Origin of the sequence: Neptuniibacter sp. QD37_11, from assembly GCF_047778105.1 — a bacterium.
Classification (GTDB): Bacteria; Pseudomonadota; Gammaproteobacteria; order Pseudomonadales; family Balneatricaceae; genus Neptuniibacter.
Genome location: NZ_CP180552.1, coordinates 1051421 through 1070044, shown reverse-complemented (window position 1 = coordinate 1070044; position 18624 = coordinate 1051421). Strand labels below are relative to the sequence as shown.

Below are 18624 nucleotides of genomic sequence, written 5' to 3'. Positions count from 1 at the left end.
GTTTAGGCCATCTAGCGCACAATAAAAAACCCCGCAGGGTCACTACGGGGTTTTTTATTCACATTTAGACAAATTAATCGTCTAAAAAGCTTCGTCCTTTGCCTGCAGCAATACGCATACGCAATGCATTTAGCTTAATAAAGCCTGCTGCATCTTTCTGATCGTAAGAACCAGCATCATCTTCGAATGTTGCAATATTCTCATCGAACAGACTGTCATCAGAACGACGACCAACAACAATAACGTTACCCTTGTATAGTTTAAGGCGAACATCACCGTTTACTACTTGCTGAGACTCATCGATCATTTTCTGAAGCATCTTACGCTCTTCTGACCACCAGAAGCCGTTATAGATAACTTTAGCGTAACGAGGCATCAACTCATCTTTAAGGTGAGCAGCTTCACGATCTAGAGTGATTGACTCAATCGCGCGGTGAGCTTTCAGCATAATCGTGCCGCCAGGAGTTTCGTAACAACCGCGAGACTTCATGCCTACGAAGCGGTTTTCTACGATATCAAGGCGACCTACACCATTCTCACCACCTACTTTGTTCAGGTATTCAAGAACAGTCGCTGGGCTCATTTTTTCGCCGTTGATCGCAACAATGTCACCCTTTTCGTAAGTCAACTCAAGGTAAGTTGCTTCGTCCGGAGCCTGCTCAGGAGATACAGACCAACGCCACATATCTTCTTCAGCTTCCTGCCATGGATCTTCAAGGATGTCACCTTCGTAAGAGATGTGTAGAAGGTTTGCATCCATTGAGTATGGAGACTTTTTCTTACTGCTAGCAAAATCAACTTCGATATTGTGATCTTCACAGTATTTCATAAGTGTTTCACGGGACGTTAGATCCCACTCACGCCATGGCGCGATAACATGAACACCTGGCTTAAGCGCGTAGGCACCTAGCTCAAAACGAATCTGGTCATTACCTTTACCAGTCGCACCGTGAGAGATTGCATCAGCACCAGTTTCGTTAGCAATTTCAATCAAGCGCTTAGCGATCAGTGGGCGAGCAATAGATGTACCTAAAAGGTATTCACCTTCATAAATTGTGTTCGCACGGAACATTGGGAATACAAAGTCACGAACAAACTCTTCACGAAGATCTTCGATGTAAATCTCTTTTACACCCAAAGCTTCCGCTTTAGCACGTGCAGGTTCTACCTCTTCACCCTGACCAAGGTCAGCAGTGAATGTAACTACTTCGGCATTGTATTCATCTTGCAACCAGCGAACGATAACAGACGTATCTAATCCACCGGAATAGGCCAGAACGACCTTTTTAATCTCGGACATTCTCAAGCTCCAACTTGCGAACAATATTCGCCCCGACACGGGCCGAAAGGGATATTCAAATTAAGCGCGGTATTATAGCAGAACTTTCCCCAACAACGCATCCGCTGCAGGGCAAATTAATAAGGAAGGAATTAACGATAGCTGAGATCGACTAATCTTTTTCCAAACGAATAGTAACTCGACGGTTACGATCTCGGTTTTTACGGCTGTTATTTTCAACCACAGGGTAACGCTCACCATGATAGCGAGTCGTTATCATGGTCGGTTCCAAGCCTAAACTGATTAGGTATGCGGTCACTTCCTCCGCGCGTCGCTTGGAAATATCTCGGTTCATCAATCTACGGCCCATGTTGTCAGAATGGCCGTCAACATAAACACCTTTAACCGCATCATCATTTTTAACGTAGAGTGCGATAAGATCCAATCGCTCTCTAGACGCATCCGATAAACGCCACTGCGCTGAAGGGAACAAAATTGCAGTTCGTGCCACCTGACGATAATTAACCGGCAGCAGCCCAGCAGTACAAGCAACATAGTCATTGTAGGCAGATTGGAAATTTACCGCCGATACAGAGACACGTAATGATTCACTAGTCCCGTACCATTCATCCGTAGTAAAAGTCGGCATCATTCCTCTATGTAGAGCAGCCAACATATTCTGAGCGTGTTTAGGCTCTACTTTAATATGACCAGTTCTCTCTTCAGCTTTCACCGCTGCAATATATTTAGGCACTATTCCAGGCTGCCAAGGAGCTGCCTCAGCAACCAGCTTACCGCCTTTTTGGAAGTGAATTGTTTCGGTGGGTTTAAGCATAAAGCGAACCGATTCACCCGCTTCATGTTCGAACACAGCATTGCCAAAAGAAGGGATTGTCTGACTTAATAGGCACGCAAATTTAGAAGCCTCTAGCTCCCATTTCGAATCATCGATGGAACTGCGAAATGTCACAGCATGCACCTGCAACGAAAGCACAGTTAAACACAACAATGAAAATACGCGAATAAGCACAATAAAACCGCCAATCAAACCAATTACGGAACCACTAAAATTATACCCTCAGAAAATCTAATAATAAGGGGCACAAGCAATTTTAATGATAAAGCTATATAAGTATTTGTATTATTACGGCCAATTTTAAATATTCTTGAGTAGACGATTGGAGTGACTGCTCTTCCGCTGCTAGAATATTGCGAAATTTAAAGGCAACCCTCTACCAAAGTAAGGGCATCCATTGAGCAACCATAGCGCCACAAAACACCCAATGGCAAACCGTTTTCGCGGTTTCCTACCAGTCGTAGTCGATGTTGAAACAGCTGGCTTCAATGCCCGAACCGACGCACTACTTGAAATCGCAGCCGTCACTCTGACTATGGATGAAAACGGCTTTCTGATTATCGACAAAAGCTTCGAAGCTCAAGTAGAACCTTTTGAAGGCGCAAACCTTGAACAATCCGCCTTGGATTTCACAGGCATCGATCCTTACGATCCTGATCGTGAAGCGGTACCCGAAAGAGAAGCACTAGAAGAAATTTTCCGCGCTGTTCGCAAATCGCTTAAAGCGCACGATTGCAAGCGAGCTGTTTTAGTTGGCCATAACGCATCTTTCGATCAAAGCTTTGTAAATGCTGCTTCAAATCGAGAAGATATCAAGCGCAATCCATTCCACCCATTTTCCACTTTCGACACAGCGACACTCGCCGGTCTGGCATTTGGTCAGACTGTTCTCGCGAAAGCTTGCCAAGTTGCGGGTATCGAGTTTGATGGTAAGCAAGCGCACTCAGCACTTTATGACACAATGAAAACAGCTGAGCTATTTTGCATTATCGTAAATCGCTGGAAAGAACTTGGCGGCTGGGACATGGTTGCTCAATATGATGACTACGAATAATTCCCTTTAGCCACCAATATCCAGGCACAAAAAAACCCGCTATTAAGCGGGTTTTTTTATTAGCAATAAAATTGCAGAAGATTACAGGTTGTCTGCTTCTTCAGATAGGTACTTAGCAACACCTTCTGGAGATGCATCCATACCTTTATCACCTTGGTTCCAACCAGCTGGGCAAACTTCGCCGTGCTCTTGGTGGAATGCAAGTGCATCAACCATACGAAGCATTTCATCAACGTTACGACCTAGTGGCAAATCGTTAACAACTTGATGACGTACCAGACCGTCTTCGTCGATAAGGAAAGAACCACGGAAAGCAACACCGCCTTCAGATTCAACATCGTAAGACTGACAGATGCTGTGAGTCATATCCGCAACTAGCGTGTAGTTTACTGCACCGATACCGCCTTCGTTTACCGGCGTGTTACGCCATGCGTTGTGAGAGAAGTGAGAATCGATAGAAACACCGATCACTTCAACGTTACGCTTTTTGAACTCTTCGATACGGTGATCAAAAGCTAACAGCTCAGAAGGACAAACGAATGTGAAGTCCAGTGGGTAGAAGAATACTACCGCTTTTTTGCCTTTAGTTGCTTCAGACAGTGTAAAAGCGTCAACGATTTCGCCGCTACCTAGTACTGCTGGTGCTGTAAAGTCAGGAGCCTGTTTGCCTACAAGTACGCCCATTGTGCTATTTCTCCATTAAAATGCTATCTAGCGTTTAGGTTTTTTATGATAGAAAAGACCGCTACAAAATCAAGCAATAATCTATCTAAATTACTCTGCGCTTTGCTCTTCTGAACCCGCTGCTGCTTCTTTGATCACTTCAGCTAGTTCACCGTTTTCTGACATTTCACAAATAATGTCACAACCACCAATCAACTCACCTTTAACCCAAAGCTGAGGGAATGTTGGCCAGTTTGCATATTTTGGTAGTTCTGCACGGATCTCTGGATTTTCCAGAATATTTACAAAAGCAAAACGCTCACCACAAGCCATCACAGCTTCTGAAGCACGTGAAGAGAAGCCACACTGAGGGAAACGAGGTGTTCCCTTCATGTAAAGAAGAATGTCATTACCTTCAATCTGCTCTTTGATGGTATCAATTACGCTCATTCATACACCTATAAAATACTTTATGTAGGATGCACAACCGTTTTGTGCTGTGGTGAACAATGTACCACATATCCGACCATTTTACTCTGACAATGTATATTTGCTTTTCTTTATAGAGTTAATAAAAAAAATTAATTAGCCATTCGAAGCAACTCACACAAGGTCAATCATCCATTTGCCTAGACAACACAAATTTATCCAGCAAAACGGTTGCGAAAAACCACAAAGCTGCCTATTATTCGTCCTTTAAATGGCAGCTTTGGCTGCCTTTTTGCGTTGTAGGGAAGATAAAAATAATGGCTGTAGAATCGATTATGACTACCTACAACCGGTTGTCCGTAGCGTTCGAACGCGGAGAAGGCAGCTGGTTGTATGATACTGACGGAAATAAATACCTTGATGCGTTAAGCGGTATAGCTGTATGCGGTCTAGGCCACTCGCACCCAGCAGTGACTCATGCGATTTGCGATCAAGCTAGCAACCTATTGCATACGTCTAATTTGTATACCATTCCAAATCAGCAGCAACTTGCCGACCGCCTAACTAACATTTCCGGCATGGATAATGTTTTTTTCGGTAACTCAGGTGCTGAGGCAAATGAAGCAGCGATTAAGCTTGCTCGCCGTTACGGTCATGTCGTTCGCAACATCGAAAATCCTGCAATCATCGTTATGGAAAACTCTTTCCACGGTCGCACGATGGCTACATTAAGCGCAACCGGTAACCGCGCAGCTCAAGCAGGCTTTGAGCCTCTAGTAAGCGGCTTTGTACGCGCACCTTTCAACGATATCGAAGCCATCAGAACAATTGCAGCCAACAACCCTAATATAGTTGCGATTTTTGCCGAACCGATTCAAGGCGAAGCAGGTATCAATATACCGGCTGATGATTACCTTAATCAGTTACGTGATATCTGTGATGCTAACGAATGGCTATTAATGTTAGACGAGGTTCAAACAGGTAATGGCCGTTCTGGTAAATACTTTGCTTACCAGCATAACGATATTTTGCCGGACGTAGTAACTACAGCTAAAGGGTTGGGTAATGGCGTTCCAATTGGTGCCTGCCTAGCACGCGGCAAAGCAGCTGGCATTTTGATCGCCGGCACTCACGGCTCCACTTACGGTGGCAACCCGCTTTCTTGTGCAGCAGCATTAGCGGTTGTAAATACAATCATCGATGAAAACCTATGTGATCGTGCTACTGAACTAGGTAACCGTATTACTTCCGGCCTAGAAGAGCAGCTTGGCCATACTGATTACGTTGAAGAGATTCGCAACAAAGGCCTATTGATCGCAATCCAGCTCAGTGAAGCAGGTACTGAATTAGCCGTTCTTTCAAAGATAAAAGGTATTCTTCTTAACATTACAGGTGGCGGTAAAGTAGTACGTCTACTACCACCATTAACTATGACAGATAGCGAAGCTGATCTATTGGTTAACACGCTATCTCAAATTATTCGCGTATATGCGGCTGATGAGCGCGATCCAATCAGCCAAGACTCGAGCCCTGCAGACGAACGTAGAGAACAATGAGTACAAGACACTTTTTAACCCTACTCGATTTATCTCCTGAAGAACTACGCACTCTAGTTAAACGCGCGAGTGAGCTGAAGGCGATTCGCAATCGCGGTGAAGTTTACGAACCGCTAAAAAATAAAGTGATGTCGATGATTTTTGAAAAATCATCGACTCGTACCCGTGTTTCTTTTGAAGCCGGTATGGCACAGTTTGGTGGTCACGCGATGTTCCTATCACCTCGTGATACCCAGCTTGGCCGTGGTGAACCGATCAGCGACAGCGCCAAAGTAATCTCAAGCATGGTTGATGTGGTTATGATCCGCACATTCAGCCACCAGCTTGTAGAAGAGTTTGCTGCCAATTCCTCTGTACCTGTAATCAACGCTCTAACTGATGAATATCACCCGTGCCAGTTACTGGCTGATATGCAGACTTACTTCGAACATCGCGGCGAGATTCAAGGTAAAACGGTTACTTGGATCGGTGATGGCAACAACATGTGCCACTCCTATATCAATGCAGCGCGCCAGTTTGATTTCAAACTAAATATTGCTTGCCCTGAAGGCTTCGACCCAGATATGGATCTAGTCGAAACCAATAAAGATCGAGTATTTATTACTCGCTCCCCAGAAGAAGCAGTAACTGGTAGCGACCTGATTGTGACTGATGTTTGGGCGTCTATGGGTCAGGAAGAGGAACAAAAAGAGCGCGAAGAGAAATTCGCAGGCTTCCAAGTTTCTCCAGAATTGATGGATAAAGCTAATAAAGACGCTCTATTCATGCACTGCCTCCCTGCTCACCGCGGCGAAGAGATCAGTGTCGATATGCTTGAAGATCCACGCTCGGTAGTCTTCGATGAGGCAGAAAACCGCCTTCACGCACAAAAAGCTCTGCTAGAGTTTCTTCTTGTAAAATAGCAATCTGATAACAGGTAAGCAGTGAATTGACTGCTTACCTGCTCTTTATCGCTCGAGCGTACTATACTGCCTATTACCGTGGTTAACTGAGCCTGAACGGAGAAGGAATCGATGATTGAACTGCGCCACCTGAAAACCCTATCTGCCTTAAGAGATGCAGGCAGCTTGGTCGAAGCAGCAGAACGCGTCCATTTGACTCAATCAGCTCTTTCCCATCAGATCAAAGACCTCGAAGATCGCCTCAATTGCTCTCTGTTTATCCGTAAAACTAAGCCTATTTGCTTCACCAGTGCAGGCCAGCGCCTACTTACGCTAGCGGATGAAATACTCCCAATGATACGCAATACCGAACGCGATATAGGACGACTAGCAGGCGGCGAAGCTGGGCGCTTGAACCTGTGCATTGAATGTCATAGTTGCTTCGATTGGTTAATGCCAACGATCGACCACTTCCGTCAGCACTGGCCAGAAGTAGAACTCGACCTCTCAAGCGGCTTTAGCTTCCAACCTCTTCCTGCTCTCGCTCGCGGTGATTTAGATTTAGTTATTACTGCTGATCCTGAGCCTCGCAACGGTATTGCTTATATTCCGCTATTCACTTACGAATCACGTTTAGCGATCAGTAAACAGCATCGATTAATGGCACGACGCTTTATCCACCCAGAAGATATCGCTCAAGAAACGCTAATCACTTACCCAGTGGAACCTCAACGTTTAGATATCTTTAACCACTTCCTAGATGAAGCTGGTGTTGAGCCTGCTGCAATACGCACAGCAGAATTAACTGTCATGATGATGCAGTTGATCGCTAGTGGACGCGGTGTAGCCGCCCTACCCAACTGGGCTATGCACGAGTATATTCAGCGCGATTACATCGTATCCAAACCTTTAGGAGAGAAAGGTGTTTGGTGTACGCTTTACGCCGCAATCCGCGAAGACCAAAAAGACGCCGAGTTTATGGTGGATTTCCTTAACACCGCAAAAGATGTATCCTTCCGTAATCTAACGGGTATAAAGACAGCTTAATTACCTTTATACTGATCGAAACATTTTTGAGAATACACGACGTTTACAGTGAATAACGCACCTGCGAGTTTCCTAAAACAACTATCAGCAGACTCTTCTGCTCTTGCCTTTTATTCTCAGTCCTACTTTATCTAGGTCTGTGGGTTTAGTGCTACCTGCACATAACTGACAGGCCGTATCACATCTTTAGTTTCAGCAAGCATTACTTGCCCTTTTACCCAGATTATTCGCCCTACAGCCCAAAACACATATAAACGCTGTAAGGAAGCAGGAAAGACACATGACTACAAAGATTTGGACTCCTTCAAGCTGGAGAGATAAACCCATTGTTCAGCAGCCACAGTACCCTGATGCAGCTGCGCTAAACAAAGCCGAAAGCACCCTATCCCAAATGCCACCATTGGTATTTGCAGGCGAGATCAATCAGCTAAAAACCGATCTAGCACAAGTAGCGCAAGGCAAAGCATTTCTGCTTCAAGGCGGTGATTGTGCAGAGAGCTTCAGCGAATTCAACGCCGACAAAATCCGCGATACTTTTAAAGTTTTGATGCAGATGGCCATTGTTATGACCTTCTCTGCTAGCTGCCCTGTTGTTAAGGTTGGCCGTATCGCAGGACAATATGCAAAACCACGATCTAGCGACATGGAAACAGCGAACGGTATTGAACTGCCTAGTTACCGTGGCGATATAGTCAACGGTATTGAGTTCACTGAATCCGCTAGACAGGCAGATCCTGAACGCCTAGTAACTGCTTACCATCAAGCAGCATCCACATTGAATTTGCTTCGTGCTTTTTCTCGTGGCGGCTTTGCTGATCTACAACAAGTCCACGCTTGGAACCAAAGTTTTGTGACTAATAGTCCGCTGAGTAACAAGTACCAAGATTTAGCGGATCAGATCGATCAAACTATGCGCTTCATGGAAGCTTGCGGCATTACCGCACAAAACACGCCACAACTTCATGAAACATCGCTATACACATCCCATGAAGCACTGCTGCTTGGCTATGAAGAAGCACTCACTCGCCAAGATAGCCTATCGGGCAACTGGTATGACTGTTCTGCACACATGCTATGGATTGGCGATCGTACACGTCAGCCAGATCATGCCCATGTAGAGTTCCTTCGTGGTGTTAAAAACCCAATTGGCGTTAAAGTCGGACCAAGCACCAAAATTGAAGATCTAGAACAGCTTCTAGAAACACTAAACCCAGAAAACGAAGCAGGTCGTATTACGCTGATTGCTCGCATGGGAGCAGATAAGATCACAGAATGCCTTCCAAACTTAGTTCGTGCGGTTAAAGCATCTGGTCAGCAAGTCATTTGGAGCTCTGACCCAATGCATGGCAATACGATCAAAGCTTCAAGCGGCTATAAAACTCGTAGCGTTGACTCTATTCTTCGTGAAATGAAAGGCTTCTTCGAAGTTCACAAAGCAGAAGGCACTCACGCCGGTGGCGTACACTTCGAAATGACAGGCCAGAATGTAACAGAATGCATTGGTGGCGCTTACATGATCAGCGAGCAAGATTTAGGGGATCGCTACCATACCCATTGCGACCCACGCTTAAACGGCGAGCAAGCACTAGAACTCGCCTTCTTAATTGCTGATACCTTAAAAGCAGCTAGAGCTTAATCCTGCCTCCGATGAACAAAAAAAAGCCCGTCCAATAAATGACGGGCTTTTTCTTATCTGAGCTGGTTAGAAAGGTTAATTTTCCAACAAACCTTTCAGCACAATACTGCGATAACTTACTACGCCTAGAACATGGCCCTTATCAATCACTGGCGCATGCGCTAAGCCAAAATTCTCAAACAAACGCGTGCAGTAGCGAATATCCATATGAGGATCAACAGAAATAACTGGTTTCGCCATCACTTCATATACATTCACACGCTCAGGAGAGCGGTCTTTCGCAACGACTTTCTTTGCAATATCCGACAGTAATAACAAACCAAATTCGTCATCATCATTACGCTTATTTATGATAAGGACACGCGCATCTTGCTCTTGGAAGATTTTCAATGCTTCACTGACTGTCATTAAGCCATCAACCATAGCGAACTCATCCGTCATTACATCGCAGGTCCGTACGACTTTACGCTGAGTGTTCATAGCTCTTCCTCCACAATATTGGCTAATTTGGCCACTTGGTGAGATATCCCGACGGCGTCTTCGACATCAAGCTGAATTGCGATCCCACGCCCAGGCTTTTCATCAAGCTCACCCACTTCTGATATGGTTTCTAAGATCTTTCTACTGAGATGCTCTTCTACAATAAAAAGTAAAACATCACGCTGAGTTTCCAAGGTTAAGCCAAAGAAGGTAGTCGATTTATCAATCCCTTCTCCACGCGCATTATTAATAACTGTTGCGCCAGTAGCCCCCGCTTCACGCGCAGCTTTCATTACATCATCTGTTTTTGAATCTTCTACAAACACTACTAACAGTTTGAAATGCATATCTGCCTCTTTTGTCAGCCAGTTGCTCTCGCACGTTTAGTGCGAAATTCAGAAATTTGTGCATACGCCATTACCGTTATCATTGGAAATAAACTAGCAAAGGCAATTAAACCAAAACCATCAATCAGAGCACTTCGGCCAGGAACCGTTTCAGCCAAACCAAGTCCCAGAGCCGCTACAAGTGGCACCGTTACCGTCGACGTTGTCACTCCGCCTGAGTCATATGCCAAAGGCACAATCATCTTGGGTGCAAAGCAGGTTTGTATAACAACAACGATATAACCCGCGATGATGAACCAGTGAATCGGGTAGCCTGTAACAATTCGCCAAGTGCCTAAAGAGATACCGACAGCAACGCCTATAGCAACCGCTATGCGCAGCCCCCAGACACCAATTGCGCCACCGGAAACCTCATTCGCCTTAATAGCCACAGCAATCAGTGAAGGCTCCGCAATGGTGGTACTTGCTCCAATTGCAAAGGCAAAGATATAAACCCAGAAGTAATCTTGCCATTGCAATGCGTCCGCAACCGAACCACTCCAGCTTCGAATAAATTCTGGATCGGTCAACTGCTCAGCCATCAAACGCCCGATTGGAAATAAAGCCTTTTCTAAGCCCAACAAGAAAAGCGCTAAACCAACAATCACATAAGCAAAGCCAATCAGCACCTTACGTAGATTAGCAATACGTCGCCTGATCACAGCAATCTGAAAACCAAAGATAATGACTGCGATTGGAATCACATCTTTAATTGTAGTCAGGGTAATCTCGATAAATTGCGACAACAATTCCATTTAGATCACCATCCCATAAGCCATAACAAAGATCATGGGTGTTAAAGAAGCAAAGGCGATCAAACCAAAGCCATCTATCATCGGGTTTCTACCCTCAATAGATGAAGCCAAACCGACACCTAACGCTGTCACTAAAGGAACCGTAATCGTAGAAGTGGTAACACCACCTGAATCATAGGCAATACCGATGATTTCACGGGGTGCAAAAGCGGTCATAATCACTACGAGCATATAACCCGCAATAATCATATATTGAATCGACCAGCCTTTAAGGATACGTAACACCCCCAAAACAATGGCTAAGCCAACAGAAAAAGCAACGGTATATCGAAGGCCCGAAGCGTAGCTAAGCTGAGATTGCTCAGTCGCTTCAATCATCCCACCCGTAGCGGCAACTTTAGCCGCCTCCGCTGCCACGGCAATCAACGCAGGCTCCGCTACAGTGGTACCAAACCCTAGGCAAAAGGCAAAAGCTAACAGCCAAAACACACTGCCTTTGCGCGCAAAAGCATGCGCCATGCTCTCCCCTATAGGGAAAAGTCCCATCTCCAAGCCATAAATAAAGAAGGTTAAGCCAGCGACAACACATAACAACCCAGTCACCAAACCAAAGAAATCTGGGACAGGCTGCTGCAAAACAACAATTTGGAAAAATGCGATCACTAAGACAATAGGCGCCAAGTCTCTCAAGCTACCTAACATGGATCGACCTAAAGCAAGAACACCTGCGTGCAACTTAGTTATCCCCTTGAATATTAAGGATTAATAATATCTAAATTACGAGGTATAAGGGTCAGTGTAAAGGATCTAAATCAAAAAACGGGATAAGAATGTCCTAGTTAACAGAACAAAATATAAAACTAGTTGAAGGACCAATTAAATAAGCATTAAAAGATAGAAAAAAACAGGGGCCCTAAGGCCCCTGCGTTCTCAAGCGGGAAAATGCTTAAAGAAGATTGATTGGGTAATCCAAGATCAAACGGATATCGTTTACACGACCAATACCCTGAATTACGTCACCGTTCACGTGAGATACGCGAAGCTGTACGCTTAGATCTTTAGCTTTACCACTTTGTACAGTGTATTTAGCGTCGAAGTTAGTTTCGTGACGCTTACCGTCTGTACCACCAGCGTAGTCAACATCCCAAGATTGAGTGTGACGAGCCATTAGGTGAAGACCTGGAAGAGATGGCATATCGTAATCTACACGGAACTGTAGAGATTGCTCATCATCAGCATCGAAGTCTAGTAGCTGAACCGCACCGTAAGTGAAGTACTGAGAATCGTCATTACGCTCAGTGCCGCTGCCGTCCCACTTGATGTTGTAACCATCGTCACCACCAACAGTTTGGTAGTTCACGGTGTATGCCCAGTCACCTTTAGCAAAACGAGCAGTTAAGCTAGTTAGGTTGCTGTCGTAATCAGCCAACAGGACACCGTCGTCAGAACCGCGCATGTGACGCGCGTCTAGTGTTACATCGTACTCACCCATCTTAGTTGGGTAAGCTACGTTGAACCAAGACTGCTTCTTGTACTCGTCTGCAACAGCGTGCTGAACTTCAATGCTCGCACCGTTAGCAAATTTGTAAGTACCACCTACGGAAGTGATGTCGTAGTCTTCACCGTTCGCTTCATACTTCTGGAAACCTTCGTCAGTGTTGCGAGAAGCTTCGTCAGAGTAGAATGCATATAGGCTCAGGTTGTCTAGAGCGATGTCACCGTAAATAGCTTGTGTGCTTGGTGCAGAAAGACGAGACTGAAGGTCGTTCAGTAGTGGCGTCATCATTACCATGCGACCTGCACGGATGTTTACATTATCCAGAGGTTTCAGTTTAACGTATAGATTCTCAACCGCAGTGTAGCCTTTACCGCCTGTCGCCAACACGTCAGACGTGTTAACAGTCTTGTCGTCTTCTAAAGCTACAACTTCAGTAACAGTTGCATCAAAACCAACGAAGCCACCAAAGTATGGAGAAGCAACGTCTAGTTTGAACGCTTGACCCGCAGCAATAGTGTCTGGGATACCCTGATCAAAATCACGGTTCATGTAGAAAGTACGTAAACCTAAATCAACTTTAAAACCGTCATTTTGCGCTTCAGCTGCGATGCTGGAGCCGCTAGCTACTGCACCGAATGCCAGAGCCGCTACGCTTAGTTTTTTCTGAAACATAATAATGTAACAAACCTGAGTTATTATTTGCGAAGGTGGCTATTTTAAGAAAATAAAGGCAGGCTTTTTCTTTGTAATTTTCGGGTTTGCAGGGTTTAACGCTCGAAACTGGTGCGTTCGCAGAGGAATCCATCAAAAATGACAATTTTCGTCATTTTAATATCATTTTCGCTGGTGTTTTTTAGGTTAATACACCATGAAGGGTGGAACTTTTTCTAACTTTTACAGTCCTTCGCAGCATCAAATAGCGCTTTCAAAGTGCATCTAACTATTCTTCTCGCCAATCAGTCATACCGTATTTAGAAAGTATTTCCTGTAACTGACCGCTCTTGCGTAATCGCTCTATTCCATCGGAAAGAATCTGAGCGTATTCCTGAGACTCATCTATAACCGGAGAAAAAGCGATATAGGACTTTTCAAACTCTTTTGCACTACCCGCGACTTTAAAATGATCAGCCTTATTAAGCAGATTCGCGGTGTACCAAAAAACAGGGTCGGCTTCGACCAGCATATCGATCCGCTTTAAAGAAAGCATCTGTATACCTCGATGAAGGGGCTGCTCGCTTCCTAACATAGTCACACTATCGGAGCTATTATTCTGAATATAGTCCCGCAATTCATCGCCATAATCGTAACCACTAATAGCAGCTAGTTGATGGCCTTGAAGCGATTCGACCCCTTGATACTGCCAATTCGAATCTTTATGTACAAAAAAGGTATTACCCAAAATTGCCAACTCTTGCTCAGGTAGAACAAACCCCGGCACATCGCCTTTAAAGGCGCCGACTACTGCATTGATATGTCCTTTCTTCGCTTCCTGAATAGCACGAGACCAGTTCATCTCTATGTACTGAACCTCTATCCCCTTCTCTGCAAAAACCTCAGTAGCTACCTCAATCATAAAACCGGGTAAAGGCGCGTTAGCTTCACAGTTAAAAGGACACCAACGATCTGCAGCGATCACGATTTTATCTGCAGAAAAACCTACAGATGCATTAAGCAACAAGAAAGCAGAGAGCAAATACCTAAAAATGAGAGACATAAGACTACCAGAAAAGACATATATCTAGATCAAATAATTATAACTACAGAAAGCTTCATATATAAGCCAACTTAGGGAGTATATTAGCTATATCATTTATTTTGCTTAATAGAGATCAATCAATGTTTTTTAATGGTTTACCTAACGATGAAGGTGATCGATGTATTCCGTCTTCCATCATAAAAATGGCCCAAGGCCTAAAGCTGTCTGTTGTCGCAGAAGAGGTAGAAACCTTGGATCAGCTTAAATGGTTACAAGATCAAAACTGTGAATATATCCAAGGTTATTATTCTTCGCGCCCCTTACCATTAAAAGATGTAACACAACTCATCCATAGAGATGTAACTAAGTAGAGCGACCCAGCATAAAGCAGTGATGATATAAATGAGTTACTGTAACCTTTCAAAAACCTTGTTGACCTTTTCTTGCAAGGTGACCGCCGAGAAAGGCTTAATGATGTAGCCATTCACACCAGCCATCGCAGCCGCCGTTATCTGCTCTCTCTTCGATTCAGCGGTCACCATTAGCACTGGTATCTTTGATAATTGGGGTGCTTGGCGGATTTCTTTCAATAGTTCCAAGCCCGACATATGAGGCATATTCCAATCGGTCAGTACAAAATCAATATTACCCCCTTTCAGAATATTTAGAGCTTTCACTCCATCCTCGGCTTCAACAATATTATGAAAACCGATTTGCCCCAGCAACTGCCTAATGATCCGGCGCATCGTGGAAAAATCATCAACCACTAGAATTTTGATATTTTTTTGCACAGAAATTTTCTTACCTAATCTGATAACACCCTCTCAACACACGTCATTAGCTTAAGGAGCCTACGAACAAGTCCTATACGACTCAGGCTTATTCCTTGGCTCATACGACCAACTCAGTAGGTCAAAACGATACGAGAATTTAGGCGAGGGAGAATAATATCTTTAGAGAGGATTACAACTAAATTTTGATTAAAATTTTACCTATATTTTAACCAAAAATTCAAACATACAAAAAACCATAACCCATTGATTTGTAGCTAGTTGAAACACAAATATAAACAAATTTGACCTATTTTTACCTACAAGGTAAAAATATTCTTCCGTACTATGTACACCATAGATTAATGCAGCTTTGTCACAAGCAAGACTGTAATTTCCACGAAATCTCACAGGTTTCGTCCGGACAGATTTTAATAGAGCATCTTTATCAAAGGTGAACTCTGATTAACACTCAAATCTCAGGTTAAAGAACTCACTATGAAACATTGGTACCGTTATTCTTTTCAAAATGGATATACCCAAACAGTAATCTATCAAGCACGCCTAGCTGAAGATGGTACGAGCAATACAGCAGTAAAAGATGCAAGAGATCAAGCTAAAGCACCTGCTAGTAGCCCACTAGTATCGTTCAGTTATTTGGGCCATATGTCAGAGAGCTCATTTAAAGATTGCTACGGCATTACAGTGAGTTAAAGAAGCCGCGGCTACATCGTACTTATCAAAACCAATAACGCCTTTATGTATTTCTAGTGTCATGATCAATAAAATTTTTATCGTTTTTGTATTGAGCCTTTCTTTCACTTTTAATTACGCAAATGCCCAATACAGCGTACATCACCAATCAATAGTAAATATATTTACAAGCGGATCCGAACCTCTCGTTGGTCAAGCCAGATGGGAGTCGCCCTATACGCTATTGATTGGATTACTAAGACAAAGACCCGAGGATAAAAAGTTCGCACGTTACGCATGTGAAAAAATTCTTAACTATGGAATAAGTCATCCCGCTCTCAAGGTAAGGATGATTTATCTACCTAGGTTGATGTCGACGGGAAATATGGAGCTAATTTCCGAGTCTAGCTGCAGTTTATAAGAGCAAAGAGAATTGCGAACTTTCATTCAAGAAAAACAACTACTAGGCTTACCTAAGGCTCAATGGATATAGGTAGAACGTGGAAAAATCTGAATTAGAACAATTACAACAACGACTAAACCTGTTTGAAGCGATTGCAGATAACGCTTCGGCAGTTATTGGTGCGAAAGGTTTAGATGGACGTTACCTCTATGTAAATCAGGAATATTCACGTTTATTCCACCAAGAAAAGCAGAGCTTCTGCGGTAAGACCGATCACGAATTATTCCCGCAAGATATTGCCACGGCTTTTAGACAAGCTGATTTAGAAGTTATCGAGAAAAACAAAGTCATTACCGTTGAAGAAAAAGCACCGGTAGATGGAAAAATTCGTGACTACCTTTCAATTAAATTCCCTATCTCTGATTCTGAAGGAAACTTATTTGCAACCGGATTAGTGGCCACTGATATTACAGAGCGGAAGGAAGCAGAGCAGGAAATTATCCGGCTATCGCGCTTAGATCATCTAACCCAAGTGGCCAATCGTTCGCGACTAGAACAACGATTAGAAGAAGCTATTGAAAAAGCTCAAGCAAATAAGCAACTAATCGGGGTAGCTATTATCGATTTAGATGAATTCAAGCCTGTAAATGACACATACGGTCATCATATTGGCGATTCAGTTTTGAGATTAATGGCTGAAAGGCTTGTAAACTCATGCCGTAGTTCGGATACAGTTGCACGTATAGGAGGCGATGAATTCGTCGTTGTTTTAGAGGATATTAAGTCAATGGAAGAGGCTATATCCTCAATCCAACGAAGCATTGAGACCCTAAACAACACCTATCGTATAGAATCACAAGCCATCAATCTTAGCGCGAGCGCCGGTATTGCTTTTTACCCCCAACATGGCTCTGAGATCATCCCTTTATTAAAAACAGCTGATACAGCACTTTACAGAGCAAAGAAGCTAGGAAGGAATCAGCTCCAAGTAGCTTAGGCCATTAAGATTCAATTTATTAAAATGATTTATAATCAAAAGCCCGATCAACTGATCGGGCTCTAAAACCTATATGGTTTACGCTATCTCTTTTTCCTTTTGTTTAGGCTGAGAATCATCACCATCAGCAAATATGACCTCGTCTCCCGGATTGTGCTTACCCATCAGTTTCGGACGCTCAATCAAGAAGTACAAAATCAAGCCAATACCTACTGCATACACTGTAGATTTTGGATCAGGCATCGCTAGCGTTACCGCAACAATACCCGCAACACCACGCTCAGTAGGGTTCTTCAACTGCTCCATACCTACCATGATGCAGATGTAAGCAGTCAGAACCAACGTCAGCGATAGTGCGATTGGCAATACAGGCTTAAACAGAGTCACTAGAGGTAAGATAAACAGTGCGACTAAACCCGTGATCCAGAACGTACCACCGCCACTGTAGATAGAATCCATCGCTTTACGACCCATCGCATAACGCTCAGCTACCGTTGCGTGTGCTGCAGTCCATAAAGGCCCTGCCAAACCCGGCCATGGCGCAAAGAAAGCATGAATACCGTTACGAATCGCAGTTACTAAGTGAACGCGGTCTACGCTAGATTCGATCTTCTCATCGTCACGAATATGGTCAACACGATCTACCAAGGTAAAGCCAACAATGATGTCACCAAAAGCGATTACGTAAGCAATAATGGCTGTCGGAATAGCTAATAAGAAAACATCTAAATCAGGGAAACCAACCGCAAAGACTAGATACTCAGCCATCAAAGCGAAATCTGGTTGAGTGATGCCCCACTCAATTGCTGGCAGCGGATATTCACCTACAGACCAACCCACAACCATCGCAATCAACATACCCGGCACCATGCCGAAGTTAGCAATTTTCTTGGCTAGTGGATTGGAATCAATCACGTTCTTAAACGATAACGAGAACAACACGTAAGCAGAAATAATCGAACCGACGATAAGAGAAACGGGTGTCGCATCAATTCGACCACCCACCTTAAGCTCGCCCATCATCGCAGCAATACCTGCCCCAATGATAATCCCGGCTTTAAGGGAGTTAGGAATGACATTCACCAACTTAGAGCCCCAACCTGTTGCCCCTAAGATAAGGAAAATCAGTGTTACCTCAATCTGCAAAGCAAACATCGCTTTGATCGCTTCAGGACCAGGTTCAAAACCATTGAGGTAAAGAATAACGACAGGAATCGCCGGCGTAATCCACCCCGGAACCAGAGGTACACCCAGTAAGGCCGGAAGAATATAACCAAGGCCAGCAATAAACGTAAAAGCAAGGGCAGCTTCGTACGGCATACCCAAATACTTCTCCAGTAATGGAATCATTGCCAAACCTACAACGAACATCACCAAGCCCTGAATAATCTCCGGGGTCTCTAAACGGTAATGTACTAGCGGTAGTCGAATTTTGAATGGCCCGAACCCCCAATATGGGTGTTCAGCTCCATGACTTCTTTTTATCAGTGCCATTTTGTCCACCTTGCTGCGTTAATTTTGATCAGAAAATGTTCATCCTGACCT

20 protein-coding genes are annotated in these 18624 nt (G+C 44.0%); 8 read left to right on the top strand and 12 right to left on the bottom strand.

Annotated features, from left to right (window positions below):
* Positions 1-73: 73 nt before the first annotated feature.
* Together ACMXYT_RS04775 and ACMXYT_RS04770 are read right to left on the bottom strand one after the other, a co-directional pair.
* Positions 74-1300, bottom strand: coding sequence for an argininosuccinate synthase (locus ACMXYT_RS04775; protein WP_415892134.1), 1227 nt, complete (start codon positions 1298-1300; stop codon positions 74-76).
* A gap of 151 nt (positions 1301-1451) precedes the next feature.
* A complete protein-coding gene (locus tag ACMXYT_RS04770) occupies positions 1452-2249 on the bottom strand; it encodes an OmpA family protein (RefSeq protein ID WP_415900452.1) in 798 nt (265 codons plus the stop codon).
* Between the two features lie 313 nt (positions 2250-2562).
* On the opposite strand from ACMXYT_RS04770, the gene rnt reads away from it, so the two are divergent.
* A complete protein-coding gene (rnt, locus tag ACMXYT_RS04765; RefSeq protein WP_415896197.1) occupies positions 2563-3189 on the top strand; it encodes a ribonuclease T in 627 nt (208 codons plus the stop codon).
* An 81-nt stretch (positions 3190-3270) separates the two neighbouring features.
* Here rnt and ACMXYT_RS04760 read toward each other — a convergent pair whose 3' ends face one another.
* Together ACMXYT_RS04760 and grxD are read right to left on the bottom strand one after the other, a co-directional pair.
* Positions 3271-3873, bottom strand: a complete 603-nt coding sequence (locus tag ACMXYT_RS04760) for a peroxiredoxin (protein WP_415887385.1) — start codon at positions 3871-3873, stop codon at positions 3271-3273.
* Positions 3874-3963: 90 nt separating this feature from the next.
* Positions 3964-4302 carry a Grx4 family monothiol glutaredoxin gene (gene grxD, locus ACMXYT_RS04755; protein WP_415900451.1) on the bottom strand — a complete coding sequence of 113 codons (339 nt, stop codon included), beginning with the start codon at positions 4300-4302 and terminating at the stop codon, positions 3964-3966.
* 314 nt (positions 4303-4616) lie between these two features.
* Between grxD and ACMXYT_RS04750 the strand changes: the two genes are divergently transcribed.
* The 4 genes from ACMXYT_RS04750 to ACMXYT_RS04735 all read left to right on the top strand — a co-directional run bounded on the left by ACMXYT_RS04750 (position 4617) and on the right by ACMXYT_RS04735 (position 9401).
* Positions 4617-5837 carry an aspartate aminotransferase family protein gene (locus tag ACMXYT_RS04750; RefSeq protein WP_415911932.1) on the top strand — a complete coding sequence of 407 codons (1221 nt, stop codon included), beginning with the start codon at positions 4617-4619 and terminating at the stop codon, positions 5835-5837.
* On the top strand, positions 5834-6739 hold the full coding sequence (gene argF / locus ACMXYT_RS04745; protein WP_415900449.1) for an ornithine carbamoyltransferase: 906 nt from the start codon (positions 5834-5836) through the stop codon (positions 6737-6739). The genes ACMXYT_RS04750 and argF overlap by 4 nt, the downstream gene beginning before the upstream one ends.
* Before the next feature lie 111 nt (positions 6740-6850).
* Entirely contained in the window at positions 6851-7765 is a 915-nt protein-coding gene (locus tag ACMXYT_RS04740; protein WP_415881872.1) for a LysR family transcriptional regulator, read from the top strand.
* Between the two features lie 280 nt (positions 7766-8045).
* Positions 8046-9401, top strand: a complete 1356-nt coding sequence (locus ACMXYT_RS04735; RefSeq protein ID WP_415900448.1) for a class II 3-deoxy-7-phosphoheptulonate synthase — start codon at positions 8046-8048, stop codon at positions 9399-9401.
* Positions 9402-9476: 75 nt separating this feature from the next.
* On the opposite strand, the gene ACMXYT_RS04730 is transcribed toward ACMXYT_RS04735, so the two are convergent.
* The 6 genes from ACMXYT_RS04730 to ACMXYT_RS04705 all read right to left on the bottom strand — a co-directional run bounded on the left by ACMXYT_RS04730 (position 9477) and on the right by ACMXYT_RS04705 (position 14234).
* Positions 9477-9881, bottom strand: coding sequence for a CBS domain-containing protein (locus ACMXYT_RS04730; RefSeq protein WP_415900447.1), 405 nt, complete (start codon positions 9879-9881; stop codon positions 9477-9479).
* Positions 9878-10228, bottom strand: coding sequence for a P-II family nitrogen regulator (locus tag ACMXYT_RS04725; RefSeq protein WP_415900446.1), 351 nt, complete (start codon positions 10226-10228; stop codon positions 9878-9880). Before ACMXYT_RS04725 ends, ACMXYT_RS04730 begins: the two co-directional genes overlap by 4 nt.
* Positions 10229-10242: 14 nt before the next feature.
* Entirely contained in the window at positions 10243-11022 is a 780-nt protein-coding gene (locus ACMXYT_RS04720; RefSeq protein ID WP_415892142.1) for a DUF1538 domain-containing protein, read from the bottom strand.
* Positions 11023-11724, bottom strand: a complete 702-nt coding sequence (locus ACMXYT_RS04715) for a DUF1538 family protein (RefSeq protein ID WP_415901096.1) — start codon at positions 11722-11724, stop codon at positions 11023-11025.
* Between the two features lie 244 nt (positions 11725-11968).
* The gene (locus ACMXYT_RS04710) at positions 11969-13192 is read right to left on the bottom strand and encodes an OprD family outer membrane porin (protein WP_415900445.1); all 1224 of its coding nucleotides are present in this window, start codon (positions 13190-13192) and stop codon (positions 11969-11971) included.
* Between the two features lie 268 nt (positions 13193-13460).
* Positions 13461-14234: a substrate-binding periplasmic protein gene (locus ACMXYT_RS04705; protein WP_415900444.1), complete on the bottom strand. Its 774-nt coding sequence runs from the start codon at positions 14232-14234 to the stop codon at positions 13461-13463.
* 122 nt (positions 14235-14356) lie between these two features.
* Between ACMXYT_RS04705 and ACMXYT_RS04700 the strand changes: the two genes are divergently transcribed.
* The gene (locus ACMXYT_RS04700; protein WP_415900443.1) at positions 14357-14587 is read left to right on the top strand and encodes an EAL domain-containing protein; all 231 of its coding nucleotides are present in this window, start codon (positions 14357-14359) and stop codon (positions 14585-14587) included.
* 36 nt (positions 14588-14623) lie between these two features.
* Here ACMXYT_RS04700 and ACMXYT_RS04695 read toward each other — a convergent pair whose 3' ends face one another.
* Positions 14624-15007: a chemotaxis response regulator CheY gene (locus ACMXYT_RS04695; protein ID WP_415900442.1), complete on the bottom strand. Its 384-nt coding sequence runs from the start codon at positions 15005-15007 to the stop codon at positions 14624-14626.
* 477 nt (positions 15008-15484) lie between these two features.
* Here ACMXYT_RS04695 and ACMXYT_RS04690 point away from each other — a divergent pair, with 477 nt between their 5' ends.
* Together ACMXYT_RS04690 and ACMXYT_RS04685 are read left to right on the top strand one after the other, a co-directional pair.
* Positions 15485-15700, top strand: coding sequence for a hypothetical protein (locus tag ACMXYT_RS04690; protein ID WP_415900441.1), 216 nt, complete (start codon positions 15485-15487; stop codon positions 15698-15700).
* A 479-nt stretch (positions 15701-16179) separates the two neighbouring features.
* Complete coding sequence (locus tag ACMXYT_RS04685) at positions 16180-17079, top strand: diguanylate cyclase domain-containing protein (RefSeq protein ID WP_415911931.1); 900 nt, start codon at positions 16180-16182, stop codon at positions 17077-17079.
* Between the two features lie 78 nt (positions 17080-17157).
* On the opposite strand, the gene ACMXYT_RS04680 is transcribed toward ACMXYT_RS04685, so the two are convergent.
* On the bottom strand, positions 17158-18573 hold the full coding sequence (locus ACMXYT_RS04680) for a xanthine/uracil/vitamin C permease (protein WP_415900439.1): 1416 nt from the start codon (positions 18571-18573) through the stop codon (positions 17158-17160).
* Positions 18574-18624 lie beyond the last annotated feature (51 nt).